Source organism: Rhodococcus yananensis (assembly GCF_020515525.1).
Taxonomy (GTDB): domain Bacteria; phylum Actinomycetota; class Actinomycetes; order Mycobacteriales; family Mycobacteriaceae; genus Rhodococcus; species Rhodococcus yananensis.
In genome coordinates this window covers 1-23,143 of the sequence record NZ_JAIYEP010000065.1, presented here as the reverse complement: position 1 = coordinate 23,143, position 23,143 = coordinate 1, and the positions used below count along the sequence as shown (strand labels likewise).

The window sequence follows — 23,143 nt, the reverse complement described above, 5'->3', positions numbered from 1 at the left end:
CGCCGGAACGGTGTTCCGGCGGCATCGTCGACGTGCGGGTGTTCTTCGGGAGGTCGGACCTCAGGGGGCCGGGACGGCGGGCACCGAGACGAGGCCCAGCGTCGGGAGGAAGGTGCACGAGCGGGCGTCGCTGCCCTCTTCCTGGGTGGTGATTCCACCGGAGATGACGGCCACGACCTGACCCGGACCGGTGTCCGCGATCGCGGAGAGGGTGGTGGGTCCGTCGGGGTTGAGGCCTTCGGCGTTGGTCAGCGGCTGGGTACCGGTACGGCCGTTGGACACGTTGAGCCAGCTGACCGTCAGCTCCTCCGCCGGAGCGTCGACCGACGGTGCGGTGCCCAGCGCGGTGAAGACGAAGCCGGTCTGTCCGGCCCCGGGGCCGGGCGGCGGGAGCATGGCGGGACCCGCGACCGCGAGGGCCGTTCCGACCGAGTCCGCGCCGTCACCGATGCAGTCCTGCCCGAGGGTCGGGTACAGGAACTGCGAGATGGTGACCTCGCCCGACTCCGGCAGGTCCGGTCCGCCGCCGCCGCTGCCGTCGAGGAAGGTGATCACGCGGGTGAGCGTGGCCTTGACGGAGTCGGGCAGGTCGGAGTTCGCGAGGAGATCCTTGGCCTGCGCGAGCAGATCGGCCCGCGGGTCGGCGACGTCGTGCGCCCCGGCCACGTCGGCCGGGCCCGCTGCTGCACCGACGATCGCGGGAGCGAGGGACGCGAGTGCTTCGGCCTGCTCGGGCTGAGCCTCGACGGCGGGAAGCAGCCCCAGCAGCGACTCGACGGACAGATCTGCGGGCACGCTGAACTCGGGGAGTCCGGCGAGCTGGGCCAGATCCGGAAGTGTGGGTGGTGCGGGTTGCGCGAAGGCCACCGACGGTACGGCGAGTCCCGCAGCGGCGGCGAGTGCACACGCTGTGAGCGTCCCTCGCAATCCTCGAGTACGAAGCACTGTTCCCCATCCTTGTCGTTGATGCATCCGGTGTCCTGGACGGGCAGCCAGATGCTGACGGCTCGAGGTGACACTCTATGTAGGCCCCCCGTTCGGGACAAGCGGCGCGCCCATCGGGAAGCAACTCGCCACCGGCGGGGAGTGTAGCCACAGGGTGTGTCGAATGGTGGTCTGCGGTAGACGGTAACGCCTCGAATACCAGGTGGGTGTGACGAGAGATAATATTGTTACAAGAGTGAACGACGGTTTCTCGTCGGCAGGCCCACCCCGGTAGCCTGTGGCGCCGGGTCCGAGCACCGGACGACGAGACGGGAGGCTGCACCGCTGTGCTGCAACGGGTTCGTGTCCGGTCGCCGTGGTGGTGCGCCGGCCTGCTGGCCGTCGCCGTGATCCTGCGGCTCGCCTGGGGCTTCCTGACCCCGAACGGACTCAACCTCGTCGACCTGCACGTCTACGTGGAGGGCTCGGCCGCGATCCTGAGCGGCGACCTCTACGAGTTCACGTTCGCGCGGTACACACCGGACTTCCCGTTGCCGTTCACGTACCCGCCGTTCGCGGCACTGGTGTTCCTGCCCCTGCACCACCTCCCGTTCGTGCCGTTGGGGATCGCATGGCAACTGCTCACCGTTGCGGCGCTGTTCGGCGTCGTCCGCATCGCCATCGAACTGCTCGTGGGCCGCGACGAGGCCCGCAACCGGCGGTGGACGTCCATCGCGCTGGTGTGGACGGCGATCGGGGTGTGGTCCGAGCCGGTGCGCACAACTCTCGACTACGGACAGGTCAACGTCTTCCTCGTGCTCGCGGTCATGGTCGCGGTGCGCAGCAACCGCTGGTGGGTGTCGGGCGGGCTCGTCGGACTCGTCGCCGGCATCAAACTCACCCCCGCCATCACCGGCCTGTACTTCGTGGCGCGCCGACGCTGGGGTGCCGCGGTGTTCTCGGCCGTGGTGTTCGGCGCGACCGTCGCGGTGAGCGTGTGGGTGCTCGGCGAACAGGGGCGCCTGTACTTCACGTCGCTGCTCGGCGACGCCGACCGGATCGGCCCCGTCGGCTCGGTGTGGAACCAGTCGCTGCGGGGTGCGTTGAGCCGCATCGTCGGGCACGACGTCGGGACCGGGCCGGTCTGGGTGGCCGCGGTGCTCGTGTGCGCGGCGCTCGCGGTCGCGGCCTGGCGCACGCTCGGCGCCGACGATCGTCTCGGCACCCTGGTGATCGTCCAACTGTTCGGTCTGCTCGTGTCGCCGATCTCGTGGGTGCACCACTGGGTGTGGGTGATCCCGATGCTCCTGTGGCTCGTGTACGGGCCGCCGTCACGGCTGCGCGGTGCCCGGATCGTCGCCGGCGGTTGGGCGGCGTTGACCGCGGTGGGTGCGGTGTGGCTGCTCAGCTACGCCCAGCCGTCGATCTGGGACGTCGGACGACCTGCGTTGTTCGCGTGGCTGGGCATGGCGAACGTCGCCGCGGCGATCGCGGTCTACGTGTGGCTGATCGTGTCGTCGCGGATCACGGGATCGGTCACGGACCGGCCAACTCGTCGATCCGGCGAGCGAGTGCGGGATCCGCTGCCGTGATGCCACCCGCCGAATGCGTGCTCAGCGAATAGGTGACGCGACGCCAGCGGATATCGATGTCGGGGTGATGGTTCACCTCCTCCGCGGCTTCGGCCACCCGGCCCACGAGGGCGATCGCCTCGGGGAAGGTGGCGGACTCGACGGTGCGCACCAGGGCGTCGCCGGCCCGGTGCCAGTGCGGGAGGTCGGACAGGGCGGCATCGATTTCGCCGTCCGTGAGCAACTGGGCCATATCCGATTCTGCGACGATGCACGGCATGACCGCAACGACCCCGGCCTCGGACGTGCACGTGGTGGCGGGCGCCGTCGTCCGCGACGGCCGGGTGCTGCTCGCCCAGCGCAACCGGCCGCCGGAACTGGCCGGGCTGTGGGAGTTGCCCGGCGGGAAGGTCGAGCCGGGCGAGACGGTCGAGGATGCGCTGCGTCGTGAACTCCGGGAGGAACTCGGTGTCGAGGTGCGCGGCGCTCGCAGATTCGGTGCGGCGGTGACGCTCGCGAACGGCGCGGTGCTGTGCGCGTACCGCGTGGAACTCGTCGACGGTGTGCCCGCGCCCCTCGATCACGCGGCGCTGCGGTGGGTGACGGCCGACGTGCTGGCGACGATGGAGGCCGAACTCGTCGCCGCCGACCGGGTGTGGCTGCCGGACCTGCGCGCGATGCTTGCGCGGTGAGTCGCGGGTTCAGGCGGCGCGGGCCCGCTCGAGGTGCTTGCGAAGTTCCTTCTTGCTCAGGCCGTCGTCGCGGACCCGCTTCATCCGCATGACGACGACGGGGCATTTCAGGCAGCGGGTCTTCTTTCGGCAGCACTTCTTCTTCGGCTTCAGGTCGGCGACCTTGCTCACCTTGATCTTCTTGCCCATCGTCGCCCGCTTTCGTCCGGCACCCGCGTCAGGTGAGGTTAGCGTTCCCTCATGTGGCGGGCCAAGCGGCGTGACCGTTCCCGCGTACCCGCCGCCCCCGGACGTGTCGAACATCACGCCGGTGCGCTGTGAGCTGGGTCGATGGTCGCGGGTGGCAACGGGCACCACGGCATTACCTGTAGGGTATTCGTGGCCGCAGTGCCTGCTCGGACCGTACGCGTCCGCGCCGGGTGTCTCGCATTCGCGTCGCGGCCCACGAAGAAGTGCGCCGTACGGGCGAGGTGCCGACCGGGTCCAGTGCCGTGTGGCCGGACTACAGCCAGGAGAGCTATCGCGTGAGCACCGCTGATTTTCGGAACGTCGCCATCGTCGCGCACGTCGACCACGGCAAGACCACCCTCGTCGACGCCATGCTGCGCCAGTCGGGAGCATTCGCGGAACGCGCGGAACTCGTCGACCGCGTCATGGACTCCGGCGACCTCGAACGCGAGAAGGGCATCACCATTCTCGCGAAGAACACCGCTGTGCACCGTCACCACGGCGACGGCAGTGTCACGGTCATCAACGTGATCGACACCCCCGGCCACGCCGACTTCGGCGGCGAGGTCGAACGCGGCCTGTCGATGGTCGACGGTGTCGTGCTCCTCGTCGACTCGTCCGAGGGTCCGCTGCCGCAGACCCGTTTCGTGCTGCGCAAGGCCCTCGCCGCGTCGCTGCCCGTCATCCTGGTCGTCAACAAGACCGACCGTCCCGACGCCCGCATCGCCGAGGTCGTCGAGGAGAGCCAGACACTGCTGCTCGACCTCGCGTCCGACCTCGACGACGAGGCCGCCGAGGCTGCCGAACTGGCCCTCGAACTGCCGGTGCTGTACGCCTCCGGCCGCGAGGGCAAGGCCAGCCGGAAGCAGCCCGAGAACGGTCAGGTTCCCGACGCGGAGAACCTCGACGAGCTCTTCGAGGTGCTTCTCGACTGCATCCCGGCCCCGAAGGGCGACCCGGACGCGCCGCTGCAGGCGCACGTGACCAACCTCGACGCCTCCGAGTTCCTCGGCCGGCTCGCGCTGCTGCGCATCCACAACGGCAAGCTCCGCAAGGGCGACAACGTCGCGTGGATGCACGCGGACGGCGTGAAGACCGTCAAGATCACCGAGCTCCTCAAGACCGTCGGCGTCGAGCGTCAGCCCGGTGAGGAAGCGGTCGCCGGCGACATCGTCGCCGTCGCCGGCATCCCCGACATCATGATCGGTGACACCCTCGCCGACGTCGAGAACCCGGTCGCGCTCCCCACCATCACCGTCGACGAGCCGGCCATCTCGATGGTCATCGGCACCAACACGTCGCCGCTGGTCGGCCGCGTGCAGGGCCACAAGCTCACCGCCCGCATGGTCAAGTCCCGCCTCGACTCCGAACTCGTCGGCAACGTGTCGCTGCGCGTCCTCGACGTCGGCCGCCCCGACGCGTGGGAGGTCCAGGGTCGCGGTGAGCTGGCCCTCGCGATCCTCGTCGAGCAGATGCGCCGTGAAGGCTTCGAGCTGACCGTCGGTAAGCCCCAGGTGGTCACCAAGACCGTCGACGGCAAACTGCACGAGCCCTTCGAGGAACTGACCGTCGACAGCCCCGAGGAGTACCTCGGTGCGATCACCCAGCTGCTCGCGAACCGCAAGGGCAAGATGGTCCAGATGACGAACCACGGCACCGGCTGGGTCCGCATGGAGTTCATCATCCCGTCCCGCGGTCTCATCGGTTTCCGCACCGACTTCCTGACCGAGACCCGCGGCACCGGCATCTCGAACGCGATCTTCCACGGCTACGCGCCGTGGGCCGGTGAGATCCGGGCCCGCCACACCGGTTCGCTCGTGTCAGACCGTGCCGGATCGGTCACGCCGTTCGCGATGATCCAGCTCGCCGACCGCGGCACGTTCTTCGTCGAGCCGGGCAGCGACACGTACGAGGGCATGGTCGTGGGGATCAACCCCCGTGCCGAGGACCTCGACATCAACGTGACCCGCGAGAAGAAGCTCACGAACATGCGTTCGTCGACGGCGGACGTGATGGAGACCCTCGCGAAGCCCATCGAACTCACCCTGGAAGCGGCGCTCGAGTTCTGTGCTGCCGACGAGTGCGTCGAGGTCACGCCCGAGGCGATCCGCGTGCGCAAGGTGCACCTGTCCGCCACCGACCGCGCGCGGGCGCGCTCGCGGGAGAAGGCACGCAACGCCGGCAAGTAGTGATGTGTCCGCGGCCCCGGCAGCATCGGCTTCCGGGGCCGCGACATACCTGTCGTCCGACGAGAGGAGCACGGAGTTGTCGCGTTCGCGCGTCACCCGCCGCACACGCCGGGTGCTGCCCGTCGCCGTCGCGGCCGTCGCGGTGTCATTGGTGGCGTGCACCGCGGATCCGCCACCGCCGGTCGAGCAGGTCGAGACCACCAGCACGCCGGTTCCCGCGCCGCAACGCAGCACAGTCGTCGTCGCGATCGACGGGGTGGGCGCGGGTTTCAACCCGCACCTGCTGTCCGACCAGTCGCCCGTCGCCGATGCCGTCGCGGAACTCGTTCTGCCCAGCGCGTTCCGTGCCGTGCCGAGCCCGAACGACCCGGCCGTGACCGAGTGGGTGCCGGACACCTCCGTTCTGGTCTCCGCCGAGGTCACCTCGCAGGAGCCGTTCACGATCACCTACCGGCTGCGCACGGACGCGCAATGGTCGGACAGCGCGCCGATCGCGGCCGAGGACTTCCACTATCTGTGGCAGCAGATGATCACCAGGCCGGGCGTCGTCGACGCCGCCGGGTACCGGCTCATCGACGGTGTGCAATCCTCCGACGGCGGCAAGACGGTCACCGTCACGATGCGTGAGTCCTACCCGGCGTGGCGGGAATTGTTCGCCGACCTGTTGCCCGCGCACCTCGTCAAGGACACCCCGGGAGGGTTCGCCACCGGACTGTCCGAATCGATCCCCGTGTCCGGCGGACGGTTCAGTGTGGAGTCCGTCGACCGCGGGCGCGGGGAGGTGCTGCTCGAACGCAACGACCGTTTCTGGGGTGAACCCGCGATTCCCGACGAGATCCTCATGCGGCGTGGCGGAACCGCGTCGCAACTCGCGGATTCGATGCGCAGCGGAGACACCCAGGTGGCGCAGGTGAGCGGCGGTGCTGCTCTGCAGATGCAACTCGATGCCGTACCGGGCGTCCGTACCGGGATTCAGCTGCAGCCCCGGACCCTCGAACTGACCCTCAACACCCGCGTGCCCGAGCTCACCGATCCCCGGGTGCGGCGCGGGGTACTGGGCCTGCTCGACCCCGATCTGCTGTCCGTGGTCGCCGCCGGTTCGGAGTCGGCGGTCGTGCCGGCCCGGGCGCAGGTCTTCGCCCCGTCCGGCGCCGGTTACGAGCCGTCGATGCCGCCGCGACCCACCCGCGAGGAGGCCCTCGGTCTGCTCGCCGAAGCCGGGTACGTTCCCGCCGCGCTGCCGGTGCTCGTGCCGGATCCGCCGGGCGACGCTCCCGCCGGCCCGGACCTGGCCCCCGGCGACACCGACGCAACCACCACCGACGGAGCACCGCCGGCGCCCGAACTGTCCGTCGAGACCACGGCCCCGGCGGTCGGTCTGGTACGTGACGGGGTTCCGTTCCTCTTCGTACTCGGCGTGCCGGAGGACGACGTCACCGCGATCGCGGTGGCGCGGACGTCCGCCGATCTGCTGGTCGAGGCGGGTGTCGCCGCCACGGTCCTCGAATTGCCGCCGGACGAGTTGTACGGCGACGCGCTCGTCGACGGCACCGTGCACGCCGTCGTCGGATGGATGCGTGTCGGTGACGATCCGGCCACCATCGCGATGTCCCGGTTCGGTTGCCCACCTGCGCTTCCCGTGGAGGTGGATGGCTCGGGGGAGGCGGGCGCGGCCACGGCCGGTGCTGATCCGACGCCGACCGCGACGGCGCCCGCGGAGTCCGGGGGCCGGGGTGGCGACATCGTGCGGGAGGAGCCGGGACGGGACGGCAGCGATCCCACCGGCAGTGGCCCGGACGACCGGGACCCGGGCGACCCGGGAGACGAGATCGACGAAGCGCGCGCCCAGCTCGAGGCCCCCAGCAATCTCTCCGGTGCCTGCGATCCGACACTGCAACCCGATCTCGAGGCCGCGATGCGCGGCGAGGTCGACGCCCGCGCCGTGTTGACCGCAGCACAGCCGAAGCTGTGGGATCTCGCGGTGAATCTGCCCCTGGTGCAGGGTCGCGCGGTCGTCGCGGCGGGACCGGACGTCGACGGTGTCTCGCTCGCCGGCGCGGTGTCCGCCGGGATCGTCGCGGATGCACACGTCTGGCAGAGGAGGACATCGTGACCGGACCCGCAGCGCCCATCACAGGATCGGACGAAGGAGCGCGCCGGCTCCTGCTGGTCCACGCGCATCCCGACGACGAAACGCTGACCACCGGCGGAACCATCGCCAAGTACGCCGCCGAGGGCGTCGACGTCACCGTCGTCACCTGCACCCTGGGGGAGGAAGGCGAGGTCATCGGCGACGAGTGGGCGCAGCTCACCGCCGACCGCGCCGACCAACTCGGCGGCTACCGCATCCTCGAACTCGGCCGTGCGCTGGACGCGCTGGGTGCGGGCCAACCCTGTTTCCTCGGTGGCGCCGGACACTGGCGGGACTCCGGTATGGCCGGCACTCCGTCGGCGGCGAACCCACGCGCGTGGGTCAACGCCGACCGCGACGAGGCCGTCGTCGCGCTGATCGCCGTCATGCGCAGCGTCCGCCCGCACGTCGTCGTCACCTACGATCCGTTCGGCGGGTACGGCCACCCCGATCACATCGCGGTACACGACCGGGTGACGGCAGCGGTGGAGCTCGCCGGCGCCGCCGTGTACCCGGATGCCGGTGATCCGTGGGAACCGGCGAAGTTCTACTGGACGGTGACCGAGGAATCCGCCGTCGCGGCCGGAATCGGCGACATCGGTGACCTCCCGGACGGCTGGCGCCGCCCCGGGGTCGGGGAACTGGCGACGGTGCCCGACGGGGACGTGACCACCGTCGTCGACGTCTCCGGTGTCCTCGACGCCAAACGAGCCGCGATGTCCGCACACGCCACCCAGGTGATCGTCGCACCGGACGGACGGCACTTCGCGCTGTCGAATCTGATCGCCCAGCCCGTGCTGGCGGAGGAACACTTCCGCCTGGTACGAGGCACGCTCGGGGCGGTGGACGCGGCGGGCCGCGAACACGACCTGTTCGCCTGACGGCTGTGATCGTCCCCCGAGCGATTCACCGGACGCGACACCGCTGATAACGTGATGTCGATCACATCGGCGCCTGTCCGGCACGTTCCGCAGAGGGGGATCACCCGTGTACAACTGGTCCGTCCAGAACCAGATCAACGCGCTCGTCGATGCGCTGCGCCCGTACTCCGATCAGATCCACACCGCATACTGGAACTCGTTGCACGGGTTCGCGGAGCAGATGTCGCATCTGCTCACCGCCATGGGGTATCCGCCGGTGGCATGAGTGCCGCAGAACCCCCGACACGGTGCGCCCCGTGAGCCCCGGTGTGGCGCGCGGGGGAGCGGTCGCGCACGATGGAACGATGACCGTCGATCCCGCAACAGCGTTGCCCGACGTCCCCGCGTCGCCGCAGGCCCCCCGCCGCGGCGTCGTCGCACTGCTCATCGCCGACGGTGCGCTGTGCGCGATCCTGTCGGTGCTCTTCCTGGGGCTGTACATAGGGCCGGTGCCGTTCCCGATCACGATCCTGCTGGCAGCCTGCGTCAACCTGGTGCTCGTGATGGCTGTGCACCGGGAGACCGGGTCGACGCGAACGGCGCTGTGGCCGCTCGTCGCGTGGGGTGTCGCCTTCCTGCTGTGTCTGATGGGCGGACCCGGGAGCGACCAGCTCGTGATGGCGGACTGGCGGATGCTGCTGCTCCCGATCGCCGCGCTCGGCGCGGGCGGCGCCTATCTGTTCTCGGCGCGGATCAAGGCGATCACCGCGGCAACCCGGCAGCCTGCGCCGCAGCCCTGAGCACCTCCGTCGTCATCTGCGGGGTGAGTCTGCCGGTGAACGTGTTCTGCTGGCTCACGTGATAGCAGCCGAACAGGTTCAGCGGTGCGCGGTCGTCGCCGGTGGGAGCGAGGACGGTGTGCGCGCCGTGCGCGAACTTCGGGCGCGGCGACGGGATCGCCCATCCCGACGAGCCGAGAACGGGCAACAGTGCCTGCCAGCCGAATCCGCCGAGCACCAGGACCGAGCGGAGGGTGGGTGCGAGCAGCGCCAGTTCCTGCTCGAGCCAGCCCCGGCAGGTGTTCCGTTCGACGACGGTCGGTTTGTTCGCCGGCGGGGCGCAGTGCACCGGCGAGGTGATGCGGGTGCCGAACAACTCCAGTCCGTCGCCGATACGCGTCGCGGTCGGTTGCGACGCGAGGTCCGCCTCGTACATCGCGGCGTACAGGAAATCTCCCGACCGGTCTCCGGTGAACATCCGGCCCGTCCGGTTCGCGCCGTGCGCGGCCGGTGCGAGACCGACGATCAGCAGCGCGGCATCCACGGGACCGAACCCGGGGACGGGGCGACCCCAGTACACCTCGTCGCGGAACGCCGCCCGCTTCTCCCGAGCGACCTGCTCCCGCCACGCCACCAGCCGCGGGCACGCACGGCAGTCGACGAGCAACTCGTCCATGCTGCCGAGGGTGTCCGCGCCGGGTCGGCGCCACGGATCGATCACCGTCGCGCCCATATGTCACCGGCTCCCGGTGTCACCGACTCGACCAGCGACCACACCTCGGCGACCGGCATGTCGACGACCTCGTAGTGTCCCGATCCGGCGGGTGTCGCCGCGATCACGGTCGCGACGCCGGCGCGTCGTTGGAAGAACGACTGCCGCACGGTCCAGCCGATGATGCCGTCGGAGTCGAGGCAGACGCGGCTGCGGTCGAGGGAGCCCTGCCGCGATACGAGGCAGCCGTCGGCGACCGCGTGGCCGAGGCCGCGGTACCGGTCCCAGGCGAGGGCCGTCGCCGCGCCGACGAGCACCGCCGCGGTGACGACGGCCCCCGCGACCGGAAGCGGGCGGCCGAGCACGGCGGGAACGGTGATCAGGGCGGCGGCGACCACCGCGGCGGGAACCAGCGCCCGCGTGAAGCGTCGTCGCCGCGCGCCGGGCCCGTGCGCGACGAGTGCGCTGCGGAGCGGACCGTTGCGGGTGAGGACCGCCGCGGCGACGGAATCGACCTCGTCCGCGGGTGCGGACGGCAACACCAGCGACGATCCGCCGTGTTCGGCGGCGACACCCGTCATGATCGCGTCGAGTCGGGCGGCGCCGGCCAGACGCAACGCCAGCGGTTCCTTCAGCACGACACCGCGCAGTCGCGCGCGGTCGAGGGTGCTGTGGCGCACCCGCAGCAACCCGTAGCCGACGCGGAGCATGCGGCCGTCGTCGGTGACCCGCAGATTCCCGTACAGGACGATGTAGCGTACGCACGCGATCACGGAGGCGGCGGCGAGCAGCACGACCACGGCGACGACCGCGACCACGAACAGTCCGGCGGCTTCGGCGGCCTCGACACCGCGGGCGACGGTCGGCGAGTCCGACAGGCGCTCGCCGATGCCGTACTGGAAGGCCAACCCCACGAGCGCGGCGATGCCGATCAGTCCGGTCGCCGACAGCGGGGCGTACCGGACCCACGCGGGACGGAACCGCGCGAGTTCGGTCTCGACGACCGGGGGTGCACCGGGCTCCGGGTGCGACGCCGTGTCCGGCGACGTGGGCGTTGCGGCTCCACCGGCGAGCAGTTCGGCGCGCAGCGCGTCGACATCGGTGTTCGCGATGCCGTTGAGTTCGAACCGGTTGTTGTCGCCGCGCGAGGTGGACTGCCCGGTGCCGATCTTCAGGACGGCCAGGCCGAGCAGTCTGTGCAGGACCCGCCGGTCGACGTCGACGGAACGGATGCGGGCGCGCGGAACGGACAGTTCGCGGCGCTGCAGCAGACCGCGGCGCAGCTCGACGTGGACGGGACCGACCCGGTAGGTGGTGGTGAACCATCGGAGCATGCCGACGACGACGAGGATTCCCGCGACACCGAGCCCCCAGTACGGGTTGCCGCTGCTGCTGCCCAGCACGATCGACCCGAGGAGGACGGGGAAGAGTTTCAGGATCTCCTCGACGGGGTGGATCAGCAGCATCTTCGCGTCGAGGCGCTGCCAACCGTCGTCCTCGACGGCCGCGTCGGTTCGGGACACGTCGGTGTTCACGTGGCGTCCGCTCCGTCCCGTCCGGCGATCGCGGTGAGCCGGGCGACGGTGTGGTCGGCGACCTCGGCGTCGAGTGCGCTGATCTCCACCGCACCGGCCGACGACGCGGTGGTGACGGTGACGGTGGCGAGGCCGAGCCATCGGTCGATGGGGCCGCGTTCGGTGTCGACGGTCTGGATGCGGGAGATCGGTGCGATGCGTCGTTCCTGGGTGAACCATCCGGAGCGTGTGTAGACGGCGGTGTCGCTGATCTCCCAGCGGTGCACCCGGTACCGCCACAGCGGAACCACCCCGATGTGCAGTCCCGCCAACACGACGGTCGCGGCGGCGGCGGCGAGGTGCGCTTCGGTACGGTCGCCGTCGAGGACCGCCCACACGACCTGCGCGATCACCACCGGAATCCACATCAGCGCCGCGTTGATCGCCCACAGCGCCGGTGCGCGCGCGCTCGGCCGCCACGCGGGCTCGGCCATCGTCACATCCCGCGTCGCGCCGCCGGTCGCGGCCGCGTCCTCGTTCACCATCGCACTCCCGGAGTTCGTTTCGCCGCTTCCAGGTTAGGCTGGGTGGCGAGACCTTCCCCGGTATCGAGGGTCGGGCGTTTCACGCAGGCGCGACGAGGAGGATCGACATGACCGATTCATCTGACGCGATCGGGTTCGAGGCCGTCTCCGACGAGGATTCGGAGGCCGATCGCATCGAGCAGGCAACCCCCGTCTACCCCGAACCCGAGGATTCGCTGCCGGTGGAGGTTCCACTCGAATCGGATCCCGCCGACACCGTCGACCAGTACCGCGAGGTTCCGCAGGACGACGACTATCCGCACGAGTGATGCCGACCCCGATGTGGCATGCGTTACCGGCGGAGCGCATGATCGGCGAATGAGCGATTCCGTACCCGACACCGGGAACTCCGCCGGCCGGAACTCGACGATGCTCCCGACCCCGGCGGTGCGTCCGAACACCGTCGGTCCGTCGTCGTCGGCGATGCGGCGCGCCCTGCGCAGGGCACGTGACGGGATGACGCTCAACGTCGACGAGGCGGCCGTGCTGCTACAGGCGCGAGGCGCGGACCTCGCCGACCTGTGTGCCTCGGCGGCGCGGGTCCGCGATGCGGGGGCGGTGGCCGCGGGCCGACCGGGCACCGTGACGTACTCGCGGAAGGTGTTCGTGCCGATCACCCGGCTGTGCCGCGACCGCTGCCACTACTGCACGTTCGTGACCGTCCCCGGCAGACTCCGAGCCGAGGGCCACGGCATGTATCTCGAACCGGACGAGATCCTCGAGATCGCACGACAGGGCGCCGAACTGGGGTGCAAAGAAGCGCTTTTCACGCTCGGTGACCGGCCGGAGGATCGGTGGCCGGAGGCCCGGCAGTGGCTCGACGAGCGCGGATTCGACTCGACGATCGACTACGTGCGTGCCATGGCGATCCGGGTGCTCGAGGAGACGGGGCTGCTGCCACATCTCAACCCCGGGGTGATGGGCTGGTCGGAGATCTCGAAACTCAAACCGGTGGCGCCGTCGATGGGCATGATGCTCGAGACGACCTCGGACAGGTTGTTCACCGAGAAGGGACAGTGTCACCACGGCAGTCCCGACAAGGAACCGGCCGTGCGTCTGCGGGTACTCACCGATGCGGGCCGACTGTCGGTGCCGTTCACCACGGGCATTCTCGTCGGCATCGGGGAGACGTACACGGAGCGTGCCGAATCGATCCTCGCGATCCGTGGATCGCACAAGGCGTTCGGGCACATCCAGGAAGTCATCGTGCAGAACTTCCGCGCGAAGGACGACACGGCGATGCGCGGCAGCGACGACGCCGACCTCGAGGAGTTCCGTGCCGCGATCGCCGTCGCCCGGTTGCTGCTCGGTCCCGGCATGCGCATCCAGGCACCGCCGAACCTGGTGTCGCTCGACGAGTGCCGCGCGCTGCTGGAGGCGGGCGTCGACGACTGGGGTGGCGTGTCGCCGCTGACCCCCGACCACGTCAATCCCGAACGCCCGTGGCCGAACCTGGACACGCTCGCGCGGCTCAGCGCCGACGCGGGCTTCACCCTCACCGAACGTGTCGCCGCGCAGCCGGAGTACGTGCTGGCCGGGCAGCCGTGGATCGACCCGCGGATCAGCACGCACGTCGCCGCCCTCGTCGACGCGGAGACCGGGTTGGCCCGCGACGTGATCCCCTCGGGGCTGCCCTGGCAGGAGCCGGACATCGACTGGGAGTCGTCGGGGCGCGTCGATCTGAACTCCGACATCGACGTGACGGGCCGCAACACCGAGACCCGCTCCGACCTGGGCAGCGCATTCGGTGACTGGGACACGGTGCGTGAGCAGGTCCTCGCGCTCGGCGAGTCCGCGCCGGTGCGCCTCGACAGCGATGTGCTGTCGGCGTTGAGGTCCGCGGAACGCGACCCCGGCGGCTGCTCCGACGCCGAGTACGTCGCGCTCGCGAACGCCGACGGTGCCGGACTGGAGGCACTGGTCGCGCTCGCCGACCGATTGCGCCGCGACACCGTCGGTGACGACGTCACCTACGTCGTGAACAGGAACATCAACTTCACCAACATCTGCTACACCGGATGCCGATTCTGCGCGTTCGCGCAGCGCAAGGGCGACGCCGACGCGTTCACCCTGTCGGCGCAGGAGGTCGCGGACCGGGCGTGGGAGGCGCACGTCGCCGGCGCCACCGAGGTGTGTATGCAGGGCGGTATCGATCCGGAACTGCCCGTGACGGGGTACGCCGATCTGGTGCGGGCCGTCAAGCAGCGGGTGCCGTCGATGCACGTGCACGCGTTCTCTCCGATGGAGATCGTCAACGGGGTCGCCCGCAGCGGTACGTCGCTGCGGGACTGGCTCACCGAGTTGCGGGATGCGGGCCTCGACACGATCCCGGGTACCGCCGCGGAGATCCTCGACGACGAGGTGCGCTGGGTGCTCACGAAGGGCAAGCTGCCCACCGCGGAATGGATCGACGTGGTCACCACCGCGCACGAGGTGGGGCTGCGGTCGAGCTCCACGATGATGTACGGCCACGTGGACCGGCCGCACCACTGGGTGGGTCACCTGAACGTGCTGCGCGGCATCCAGGACCGCACGGGTGGTTTCACCGAGTTCGTGCTGCTCCCGTTCGTGCACCAGTCGTCGCCGCTGTACCTGGCGGGTGCGTCACGGCCGGGCCCGACGATGCGCGACAATCGTGCCGCACACGCACTGGCGCGCGTCATGCTGCACGGTCGTGTCGACAACATCCAGACGAGTTGGGTCAAGCTCGGTGTCCAGGGCACCCGGGCGATGCTCGAGGGCGGCGCGAACGACCTGGGCGGCACGCTGATGGAGGAGACCATCTCGCGGATGGCGGGGTCGCAGCACGGGTCGGAGAAGACCGTCGCCGAGCTCGTCGCGATCGCCGAGGGCATCGGCCGTCCCGCTCGGGAACGGACCACCGCGTACGCCCGCCGCGAAGTCGGGATCTCTGCTCGCTAGTATCCGTCCCGCCTCCGTCGGGCGAAGTCAGGGCACCCTAAGCGGTGGGGGTGGTCGGCGTGCGGGGGATACTGGTGTGCGGTGGGCGCCGACTACGCCCGATTCGCTGGGACCGTGAGGGTCGGCGGGCTTACAGAGAGGCAGGGAGAACAGCAGTGACGTACACGATTGCGGAACCGTGCGTGGACGTGATGGACAAGGCATGCATCGAGGAATGCCCCGTCGACTGCATCTACGAAGGTGGACGCAGCCTGTACATCCATCCCGACGAGTGCGTCGACTGCGGAGCCTGTGAGCCGGTCTGCCCGGTCGAGGCGATCTTCTACGAGGACGACGTGCCGGACGAGTGGTCCGAGTACGTGCAGGCCAACATCGATTTCTTCAAGGATCTGGGTTCGCCGGGTGGTGCCGCGAAGCTCGGCAAGGTCGACTACGACCCGCCGTTCGTGAAGAACCTCCCTCCGATGGGTGAGGAATAGGTCGCAGTGACCGAACGTGTGCGACGGTCGGTCGCGAAGAATCTCCCGGATTTCCCGTGGGATTCGCTGACCGAGGCCAAGGCCCGCGCGTCCGAGCATCCCGGCGGCATCGTCAACCTGTCGGTGGGGACACCGGTCGACCCGGTGGATCCGCTGATCCGTGATGCGCTCGCGTCGGTGGCGGAGGAACCGGGATACCCGACGACGCACGGCACCCCGGCGCTGCGTGCCGCGGCCGTGGGTGCGCTCGCACGGCGTTACGGCATCACGGGTCTGTCGGACGACGCGGTCCTTCCGGCGATCGGCACCAAGGAGATGATCGCCTGGATGCCGACGCTCCTCGGTCTCGGGCCGTCGGATCTCGTCGTCATCCCCGAACTCGCCTATCCGACCTACGAGGTCGGCGGGTTGTTGGCGCGCACACGACTGATCCGCGCCGACGGCCTCAACCGTCTGGGCCCGGAGACCGCGTCACTGGTGTTCGTGAACTCGCCGTCCAACCCGACCGGCAAGGTCCTGGGGCTCGAGCATCTGCGCAAGGTCGTCGACTGGGCGCGTACCCGCGACGCGGTCGTCGTCTCCGACGAGTGCTACCTGGGGCTCACCTGGGAGGGCGAGGCCCTGTCGATCCTCCATCCGAGCGTGTGCGACGGCGATCACACCAATCTGCTTGCGGTGCATTCGCTGTCGAAGACGTCGAATCTCGCGAGCTACCGCGCCGGTTTCGTCACCGGCGACGCGGATCTGGTGGCCGACCTGCTCGAGGTGCGCAAGCACTCCGGCATGATGCTGCCGTTGCCGATCCAGGCGGCGATGACCGCGGCCCTGAACGACGACGAGCACGAGAACGCTCAGCGCGAACGTTACCGCGAACGTCGCCGGATCCTGCTCGACGCGGTCCGCGGTGCCGGCTTCACCGTCGACCATTCGGAGGCCGGCCTGTACCTGTGGGCGACCCGCGGTGAGGAGTGCCGCCGCACCGTCGACTGGTTCGCCGAGCGCGGCATCCTCGTCGCGCCGGGCGAGTTCTACGGCCCGGGTGGAGTCCAGCACGTGCGGATCGCGCTGACCGCGACCGACGAGCGCATCGCCGCTGCCGCCGACCGCCTGACGTAACCCGCGGGGCGCGCACCCCGTACCTGCGCCTGCCCCCGTCCGAGCGAGTGGTACACCCGATCGATCGAATCGAGCGAGCGATACACTCGCTCACCCCGCCGGGGGTGGGGGAGGGCGACGCGGTGGCATATTCGGCCCGCGGTCCGCGGTGTCGGCGCTACCCTGGGCCCAGGAGGCACCATGGACGCCGTCACTGTTGTTCCAGAGCCGACCAACGAGCCGGTGCACACGTACGCACCGGAGACACCCGAGCGTGCACGGTTGCGACACGCGCTGTCCGAGCTGACATCCGAGCCCCGCGACCTGCCGCACGTGATCGGCGGCGAACACCTGCACGGCGAAGGCGACCGGGTGGACGTCGTGCAACCGCACAACCATCACAGCGTGCTGGGTACGTACCGCACCGCGACGGGCGCCGAGGCCGGTGAGGCGATCGAGGCCGCGACCGCCGCCGCACCCGCGTGGCGTGACATGCCGTTCGACGCCCGCGCCGCGATCCTGCTGCGCGCCGCTGATCTCATGGCCGGTCCGTGGCGCGAGACGATCGCGGCGGCGACGATGCTCGGGCAGTCGAAGTCGGTGCAGCAGGCCGAGATCGACGCGCCGTGCGAACTCGTCGACTTCTGGCGGTTCAACGTGCACTTCGCGCGGCAGATCCTCGCCGAACAGCCGCGGTCGTCGACGGGCGTGTGGAATCGCACCGACCACCGTCCGCTCGAAGGCTTCGTGTACGCGGTGACACCGTTCAACTTCACGGCGATCGCCGGAAACCTGCCCACCGCGCCCGCGCTGATGGGCAACACGGTGATCTGGAAACCGTCTCCGACGCAGACGTTCGCGGCGTACTGGACCATGCTTGTGCTCGAGGAGGCGGGCCTGCCGCCGGGGGTGATCAACCTGCTCACCGGTGACGGCCGCGCCGTGTCCGACGTGGTTCTGCGCGACCGGCGACTGGCGGGCCTGCACTTCACCGGGTCCGTCGCCACGTTCCGGCACCTGTGGCGGCAGATCGGCGAGAACATCGACCGATACCGGTCCTACCCGCGGATCGTGGGGGAGACCGGCGGCAAGGACTTCGTTGTCGCGCATCCGTCCTGCGACCCGGCTGCGTTGTCCACCGCACTGATCCGTGGCGCGTTCGAGTACCAGGGCCAGAAGTGTTCCGCGGCGTCGCGGGCATTCGTGCCGCGGTCGGTGTGGGCGCGGATGCGCGGGACCTTCCTCGACGAGGTCGACTCGCTCACCTTCGGTGACGTCACCGACCTGACGAACTTCGGGGGCGCGCTCATCGACCGTGCGGCCTACGAGAAGGTCGTCCGCGCGCTCGACCGTGCCCGCGACCGCGCGTCCGTGGAGATCGCGGTGGGCGGGGGCTACGACCAGTGGGTGGGCTGGTTCGTGCGGCCCACCGTTCTGCTCGTCGACGATCCCGGCGACGAGGCGCTGCGCACGGAGTTCTTCGGGCCGCTGCTGAGCATCCACCTGTACGACGACACCGTGCCGGGGGCGTGGGAGCGGGTTCTCGGGATGATCGACAGCGGAACGGACTACGCGTTGACGGGTGCGGTGATCGCGCAGGATCGTGCCGCGATCGAGCAGGCGGCGTCGGCACTGCGCTTCGCCGCGGGCAACTTCTACGTCAACGACAAACCGACCGGCGCGGTCGTCGGGCAGCAGCCGTTCGGGGGTGCCCGCGCGTCCGGCACGGACGACAAGGCGGGGTCGCCGCTGAACCTGCTGCGCTGGGTGTCTCCGCGCGCCATCAAGGAGACGTTCGTTCCGCCGACGGATCACCGCTACCCGCACATGGAACCCGAACCGTGACGCACCCCGTCCTGTCGAACCCGCTGCGGCCCGCGATCCTCGCCGCGGCACGGTCCTCGCGGGTACGCCGTCTCGTCACCACCGCACCGCCCACGCGGCGGCTCGTCGACCGGTTCGTCGCCGGCGACAGCCTCCCGGCCGCGCTCGCCGTCGCGGAAGGTCTGCTGGCGTCGGGTCGGGCCGTGAGCATCGACCATCTGGGCGAGGACACCCTCGACCCGGATCAGGCCCGCGTCGTCGTCGACGAGTACCGGGCGCTGCTCGCGGGGTTGGGCGCCGTACGCGAGCGGGCGTCCACCGTGTTCGGTGGTGATCCGGCGGTGGAGGTCTCCGTGAAACTCACCGCGCTCGGTCTGTCGCTGGGGGCCGACGGCCCGCGGATCGCGCTCGACCGTGCTCGCGCGATCTGCTCGGCGGCCGACACCGCCGGGGTGTGGGTGACGGTCGACGCCGAGGACCACACGGTCACCGACGACACCCTGCAGATCGTGCGTGAACTGCGCCGGGACCACCCGTGGGTCGGCGCGGTGCTGCAGGCGTATCTGTACCGGACGGAACAGGACTGCCGGGAGTTGGCCGGAGCGGGGTCGCGGGTGCGACTGTGCAAGGGCGCCTACGACGAACCGGCGGCGGTCGCGTACCGCGATCGCGCCGACGTCGACGAGTCCTACCGCCGTTGCCTGCGCATCCTCGTGGAGGGTGACGGGTATCCGATGGTGGCCTCGCACGACCCGGCGATGATCGCGCTCACCGATGCCCTCTGCGCGGAGGCCGGTCGGGGCCCCGACCGGTTCGAACACCAGATGCTGTTCGGGATCAGGGACCGTGAGCAGCTGCGACTCGCGGGCGCGGGCCGGCGGATGCGGGTGTACGTGCCGTACGGGTCGCAGTGGTACGGCTACCTGATGCGCCGCATCGCCGAGCGGCCGTCGAACCTGAGGTTCTTCGTCCGATCCGTGCTCGGTCGCGACTGATCCGTGAGCTGTCGGCGTCGGGCGGTACATCCGCCGGTACATTGGCGCTCGTGAGCACAGCCGGCGACGATCCACGTTCGTGGGTGCTCTACGTCGTCCTCGTGATCGTGACGGCGTTCGTGGCGGGACCGGACCCGCGCACCGACCGCGCCGCGCGGTCGTGGTGGTGGCCGCCCCCGGTCGCCGCGGTCGTGCTGTGGACGATCGTCGCGATCCCCTCCCTGATCCGGTTGGTGTTCCCGCATCTGCTGGACGTGTTCGTGCGCGTCCCCGACCGGGTGCGCGACGGCCAGTGGTGGCGGGTGATGACCTCGATGCTCGTGCAGTACGGCGGGGTCGCGGGGACCGTGGGGAATCTCCTGGTCCTCGGCGTCGTCGCGATCGCCGCGGTCCGCGTGTGGGGGTGGTATCGGGCGGTGGGGTTGTTCGTCGTCGGTCAACTGTTGTGGGGGCTGTTCACGTCGTTCGTCGAACCGTCGTCCGGTGCGGGGGCGTCGGGTGCGACATTCGCTCTCGCCGCGTCCGTGGCGGGACTGTGGCCCGTGGTCGGGGCCGCCCGCTACCTGCTCGTCGCGTCCGGTGTCACGCTCGTCGTGGGGATCGGGCTCGTCGCGTGGGGCGACGCGCACGGCGTCGCCGTCCTCATCGGCATGCTCCTCGGTGCGGTGGTGGGGACGGTTCTGCCGCCTCCGGACAGGCCCGTGCCCACCGGCGCGGCACCCCGCGGCGATGTGGGATCGTGATCGTCGTGTCCGCTCTGCTTCGTTCCCTGAATCCGATCGCCGTCGCGCGGGGCGACGACGTGCCCGACGCCGTCCGGATCGACGGCCACACCCTCTCGCGCAGCGACGTGCTCGGAGCGGCGACGGCGGTCGCCGCGCGGGTGTCGCGCGCCGACCGGGTCGCGGTCGTCGCGACGCCCACGGCGACGACCGTCGTCGCGGTCGTCGGGTGCCTGCTCGCCGGTGTGACGGTCGTGCCGGTGCCGCCGGATTCGGGTCCGGCCGAGCTCGCACACATCCTGACCGATTCGGGTGCGCAGGCGTGGCTCGGTCCGGCTCCGGAGGTCGCCGGCGACGGGATTCCGGAACTGCCGGTGCTGCCGGTGCGTCTCCACGCCCGCGACTGGCATCACGTGCCGGAACCGGATCCGTCGCGGATCGCGTTCGTGCTGTACACGTCGGGGACGACGGGCGCGCCGAAGGGGGTGCTGCTGAGTCGTCGCGCGGTCGCGGCGGGGCTCGATGCACTCGCGGAGGCATGGGACTGGAGCGCCCGCGACACCCTCGTGCACGGGCTTCCGCTGTTCCACGTCCACGGACTGATCCTCGGCGTGGTCGGTGCGTTGCGGACGGGCAGTCGGTTGATCCACACCGGCAGGCCCACTCCGCAGGCCTACGCGGAGGCCGGCGGTTCCCTGTATTTCGGGGTGCCGACGGTGTGGACGCGGATGGTCGAGGACGAGGACTGTGCGCGGGCCCTGAGCGGTGCGCGACTGTTGGTGTCGGGGAGTGCGCCGCTGCCCGTACCGGTGTTCGAGAGGCTCCGGGAGTTGACGGGACTCACCCCGATCGAGCGGTACGGGATGAGCGAGACGATGCTGACGCTGAGCACCCGCGTCGACGGTGAGCGACGCCCCGGTTGGGTGGGGACGCCGGTCGCGGGGGTGGAGACGAGGTTGCGCGACGAGCAGGGGCGCGACGTGCCGCACGACGGCGAGAGCATCGGGGTGTTGCAGGTGCGGGGACCGATGCTGTTCGACGGCTATCTGAACCGTCCCGAGGCGACCGCGGAGGCGTGGACCGACGACGGCTGGTTCGTCACCGGTGATGTCGCGGTGATCGATGCCGGTGGCTTCCATGGGATCGTGGGTCGTGAGTCGACGGACCTGATCAAATCGGGTGGTTTCCGGGTCGGTGCCGGCGAGATCGAGACGGTGCTGTTGGGGCATCCCGCGGTGCGGGAGGTGGCGGTGGCCGGGCTGCCCGACAGTGACCTGGGACAGCGCATCGTCGCGTTCGTGGTGCCTTTCGACGACGGGCCGGAGGTGGTCGCAGACGAATTGATCGAACTGGTGGCCGGGCGACTCTCCGTCCACAAGCGCCCCCGCGAGGTGCGGGTAGTGAGGTCACTGCCGCGTAACGCCATGGGAAAGGTGCAGAAGAAACTGTTGCAGTGACCGGTGTGACAGAACAATTCTCCGGGCTGTCGCGGTTGTGATCGGAAACTCGACGCAAAGTGGGCTGGGGGGTTGCATGTGTCACACAACGGGCGGATTGTGCTACTGCACAGTAATAAGTAGTTCCACTCACGTCGATGGGGGATTAGAGGATGACTCTGACGGATCAGGTCCGGGACGTCGAGCGGGCGCAGGGGACCACCGGCAGGACCGATTCGGTGCCGGTGTTCGTCATCGCCGGCACACCCGCCTCGGCGCCGTTGCGTGACCTGGCGGGTGTGACCCGCAGGCTGGTCGCGCACTTCGCCGACAACGTCGCACCGTGCTCGCTGCGGGCCGGCGAGACCCTGCGCGGCGACGTCACCGAGGTCACCGTGCGTTGCCTGCGGATCGCGATCCGCCTGCTCGACCACGGTGAGCTACCGTCCGATGCCGATCTCGCCGATCTGCGCGGCAGCGCCGCCCAGTGGGCGCGCGCAGGATTCCGGCTCGAATACATGCTGCGCCTGTATCACGAGGGGATCCGGGTGAGCTGGGAGCTGGTCAGCGACCGCGCACGAGAGGGCGACGTGGCGTCGGTCACCGCCGCGTCGCGGCTGTGGATGGAGCTGCTCGAGCGCGTCACCGTCGCGGCGACCACCGGATTCGTGGCCGAGGTCGAGGCCATCCGCCGTGAGCGGGACGTCGCCGCGCAGGAACTCGTGGCCGCACTCCTGGGGGGCCACGACGCCGAGTCGGTCGCGCGCCGGTCGGGCCTCGAACTCGCCGAGACCTACACGGTGCTCGCACTGTCGCTCGCTCGGCACCCGGACGAACGCAATCCGCACGTGCGCCCCGAGGTGGTCGCCCGCAGGGTTCTGCGCCGCGTCGAGGTCGAGCTCGAGGCGCTCTGCGAGGGCTCCCATCTCACGTTGCTGGGCCCCGAGGGCGGCACGGTGCTGCTGGCGGGTGCGTCGGCCACGGTCGCGGTCGACGATCTGCGTCGCCGGATCGAGACGGTGGCGGGTGTGTCGGTGATGGTCACCTTGGTGCACGCCACCGTGCCCGAGGTACCGGCGGCCGCGAAGCAGGCACACGAGCTGCTCGATCTGGTGCGGCACCTGGGTCGCCCGGTCGGTTCGTACGGCATGAACGATCTGGCGCTCGAATATCAGCTGACGCGGCCCGGCCCGGCCCGGCGGCACCTGGCCCGCGTGCTCGATCCGCTCGACGACGCACCCGAGCTCGTCGAGACGCTCGAGACCCACATCGCGCACGACCTGAGCCGGCAGCTGACGGCCCGCACACTGCACGTGCACGCGAACACCGTCGACTACCGGCTCAAGAGGGTGGCGCAGTTGACGGGATTCGATCCGACACGGCCGTCCGGTCTGCGGCAGCTGCAGGCCGCGATCACCGCGCGGCGGCTCGAGTCGATGGCCGCGGAACGCGAGATCCTCGCGGTGCGCTGACCACCCGTGCGCAC

22 protein-coding genes are annotated in these 23,143 nt (G+C 70.1%); 16 read left to right on the top strand and 6 right to left on the bottom strand.

The features are described 5' to 3' along the window. Positions 1–60 precede the first annotated feature (60 nt). Positions 61–927 carry an Rv1157c family protein gene (locus LDQ05_RS15250; protein ID WP_443711612.1) on the bottom strand — a complete coding sequence of 289 codons (867 nt, stop codon included), beginning with the start codon at positions 925–927 and terminating at the stop codon, positions 61–63. A gap of 344 nt (positions 928–1,271) precedes the next feature. On the opposite strand from LDQ05_RS15250, the gene LDQ05_RS15245 reads away from it, so the two are divergent. Continuing rightward, positions 1,272–2,516 (top strand): mannosyltransferase, encoded by a 1,245-nt coding sequence (locus tag LDQ05_RS15245; protein ID WP_226437797.1) that lies wholly within the window; start codon positions 1,272–1,274, stop codon positions 2,514–2,516. Here LDQ05_RS15245 and LDQ05_RS15240 read toward each other — a convergent pair. Further along, positions 2,461–2,748 (bottom strand): 4a-hydroxytetrahydrobiopterin dehydratase, encoded by a 288-nt coding sequence (locus tag LDQ05_RS15240; RefSeq protein WP_226437796.1) that lies wholly within the window; start codon positions 2,746–2,748, stop codon positions 2,461–2,463. The two genes, LDQ05_RS15245 and LDQ05_RS15240, sit on opposite strands and share 56 nt — an antisense overlap. 25 nt (positions 2,749–2,773) lie before the next feature. Here LDQ05_RS15240 and LDQ05_RS15235 point away from each other — a divergent pair, with 25 nt between their 5' ends. Next, positions 2,774–3,187 (top strand): (deoxy)nucleoside triphosphate pyrophosphohydrolase, encoded by a 414-nt coding sequence (locus tag LDQ05_RS15235; RefSeq protein WP_226437795.1) that lies wholly within the window; start codon positions 2,774–2,776, stop codon positions 3,185–3,187. A gap of 9 nt (positions 3,188–3,196) precedes the next feature. Here the strand turns inward: LDQ05_RS15235 and LDQ05_RS15230 are convergent, their stop codons facing one another. Further along, positions 3,197–3,376 carry a hypothetical protein gene (locus LDQ05_RS15230; protein ID WP_226437794.1) on the bottom strand — a complete coding sequence of 60 codons (180 nt, stop codon included), beginning with the start codon at positions 3,374–3,376 and terminating at the stop codon, positions 3,197–3,199. Positions 3,377–3,711: 335 nt separating this feature from the next. Between LDQ05_RS15230 and typA the strand changes: the two genes are divergently transcribed. From typA to LDQ05_RS15205, 5 genes are all read left to right on the top strand, one after another. Next, the gene (gene typA, locus LDQ05_RS15225) at positions 3,712–5,604 is read left to right on the top strand and encodes a translational GTPase TypA (protein ID WP_226437793.1); all 1,893 of its coding nucleotides are present in this window, start codon (positions 3,712–3,714) and stop codon (positions 5,602–5,604) included. A gap of 76 nt (positions 5,605–5,680) precedes the next feature. Next, the gene (locus LDQ05_RS15220; protein ID WP_226437792.1) at positions 5,681–7,717 is read left to right on the top strand and encodes an ABC transporter family substrate-binding protein; all 2,037 of its coding nucleotides are present in this window, start codon (positions 5,681–5,683) and stop codon (positions 7,715–7,717) included. Further along, complete coding sequence (mshB, locus tag LDQ05_RS15215) at positions 7,714–8,616, top strand: N-acetyl-1-D-myo-inositol-2-amino-2-deoxy-alpha-D-glucopyranoside deacetylase (protein WP_226437791.1); 903 nt, start codon at positions 7,714–7,716, stop codon at positions 8,614–8,616. Before LDQ05_RS15220 ends, mshB begins: the two co-directional genes overlap by 4 nt. A gap of 106 nt (positions 8,617–8,722) precedes the next feature. After that, a complete protein-coding gene (locus LDQ05_RS15210) occupies positions 8,723–8,881 on the top strand; it encodes a hypothetical protein (protein WP_226437790.1) in 159 nt (52 codons plus the stop codon). A gap of 79 nt (positions 8,882–8,960) precedes the next feature. Then, positions 8,961–9,395, top strand: coding sequence for a hypothetical protein (locus LDQ05_RS15205; RefSeq protein WP_226437789.1), 435 nt, complete (start codon positions 8,961–8,963; stop codon positions 9,393–9,395). Here the strand turns inward: LDQ05_RS15205 and LDQ05_RS15200 are convergent. The 3 genes from LDQ05_RS15200 to LDQ05_RS15190 form a co-directional block, all read right to left on the bottom strand. Next, positions 9,358–10,107 (bottom strand): uracil-DNA glycosylase, encoded by a 750-nt coding sequence (locus tag LDQ05_RS15200; protein WP_372461126.1) that lies wholly within the window; start codon positions 10,105–10,107, stop codon positions 9,358–9,360. The genes LDQ05_RS15205 and LDQ05_RS15200 overlap by 38 nt on opposite strands. Then, positions 10,092–11,552 (bottom strand): PH domain-containing protein, encoded by a 1,461-nt coding sequence (locus tag LDQ05_RS15195; RefSeq protein ID WP_226437799.1) that lies wholly within the window; start codon positions 11,550–11,552, stop codon positions 10,092–10,094. Before LDQ05_RS15195 ends, LDQ05_RS15200 begins: the two co-directional genes overlap by 16 nt. Positions 11,553–11,617: 65 nt before the next feature. Next, on the bottom strand, positions 11,618–12,145 hold the full coding sequence (locus LDQ05_RS15190) for a PH domain-containing protein (RefSeq protein WP_226437788.1): 528 nt from the start codon (positions 12,143–12,145) through the stop codon (positions 11,618–11,620). 107 nt (positions 12,146–12,252) lie between these two features. Here LDQ05_RS15190 and LDQ05_RS15185 point away from each other — a divergent pair, with 107 nt between their 5' ends. From LDQ05_RS15185 to LDQ05_RS15145, 9 genes are all read left to right on the top strand, one after another. After that, entirely contained in the window at positions 12,253–12,453 is a 201-nt protein-coding gene (locus tag LDQ05_RS15185) for an Rv3202a family protein (protein WP_226437787.1), read from the top strand. Between the two features lie 49 nt (positions 12,454–12,502). Next, entirely contained in the window at positions 12,503–15,106 is a 2,604-nt protein-coding gene (locus LDQ05_RS15180) for a bifunctional FO biosynthesis protein CofGH (protein WP_226437786.1), read from the top strand. A 155-nt stretch (positions 15,107–15,261) separates the two neighbouring features. Further along, positions 15,262–15,585 (top strand): ferredoxin, encoded by a 324-nt coding sequence (fdxA, locus tag LDQ05_RS15175; RefSeq protein WP_226437785.1) that lies wholly within the window; start codon positions 15,262–15,264, stop codon positions 15,583–15,585. 6 nt (positions 15,586–15,591) lie between these two features. After that, positions 15,592–16,701, top strand: a complete 1,110-nt coding sequence (dapC, locus tag LDQ05_RS15170; protein WP_226437784.1) for a succinyldiaminopimelate transaminase — start codon at positions 15,592–15,594, stop codon at positions 16,699–16,701. A gap of 180 nt (positions 16,702–16,881) precedes the next feature. Further along, positions 16,882–18,525, top strand: coding sequence for an L-glutamate gamma-semialdehyde dehydrogenase (gene pruA / locus LDQ05_RS15165; RefSeq protein ID WP_226437783.1), 1,644 nt, complete (start codon positions 16,882–16,884; stop codon positions 18,523–18,525). Then, positions 18,522–19,499, top strand: coding sequence for a proline dehydrogenase family protein (locus LDQ05_RS15160; RefSeq protein ID WP_226437782.1), 978 nt, complete (start codon positions 18,522–18,524; stop codon positions 19,497–19,499). The genes pruA and LDQ05_RS15160 overlap by 4 nt, the downstream gene beginning before the upstream one ends. A gap of 50 nt (positions 19,500–19,549) precedes the next feature. Further along, positions 19,550–20,242, top strand: a complete 693-nt coding sequence (locus tag LDQ05_RS15155; protein WP_226437781.1) for a rhomboid family intramembrane serine protease — start codon at positions 19,550–19,552, stop codon at positions 20,240–20,242. A 5-nt stretch (positions 20,243–20,247) separates the two neighbouring features. Next, entirely contained in the window at positions 20,248–21,678 is a 1,431-nt protein-coding gene (locus LDQ05_RS15150; protein WP_226437780.1) for an acyl-CoA synthetase, read from the top strand. 152 nt (positions 21,679–21,830) lie between these two features. Then, positions 21,831–23,129, top strand: coding sequence for a PucR family transcriptional regulator (locus LDQ05_RS15145; protein WP_226437779.1), 1,299 nt, complete (start codon positions 21,831–21,833; stop codon positions 23,127–23,129). Positions 23,130–23,143 lie beyond the last annotated feature (14 nt).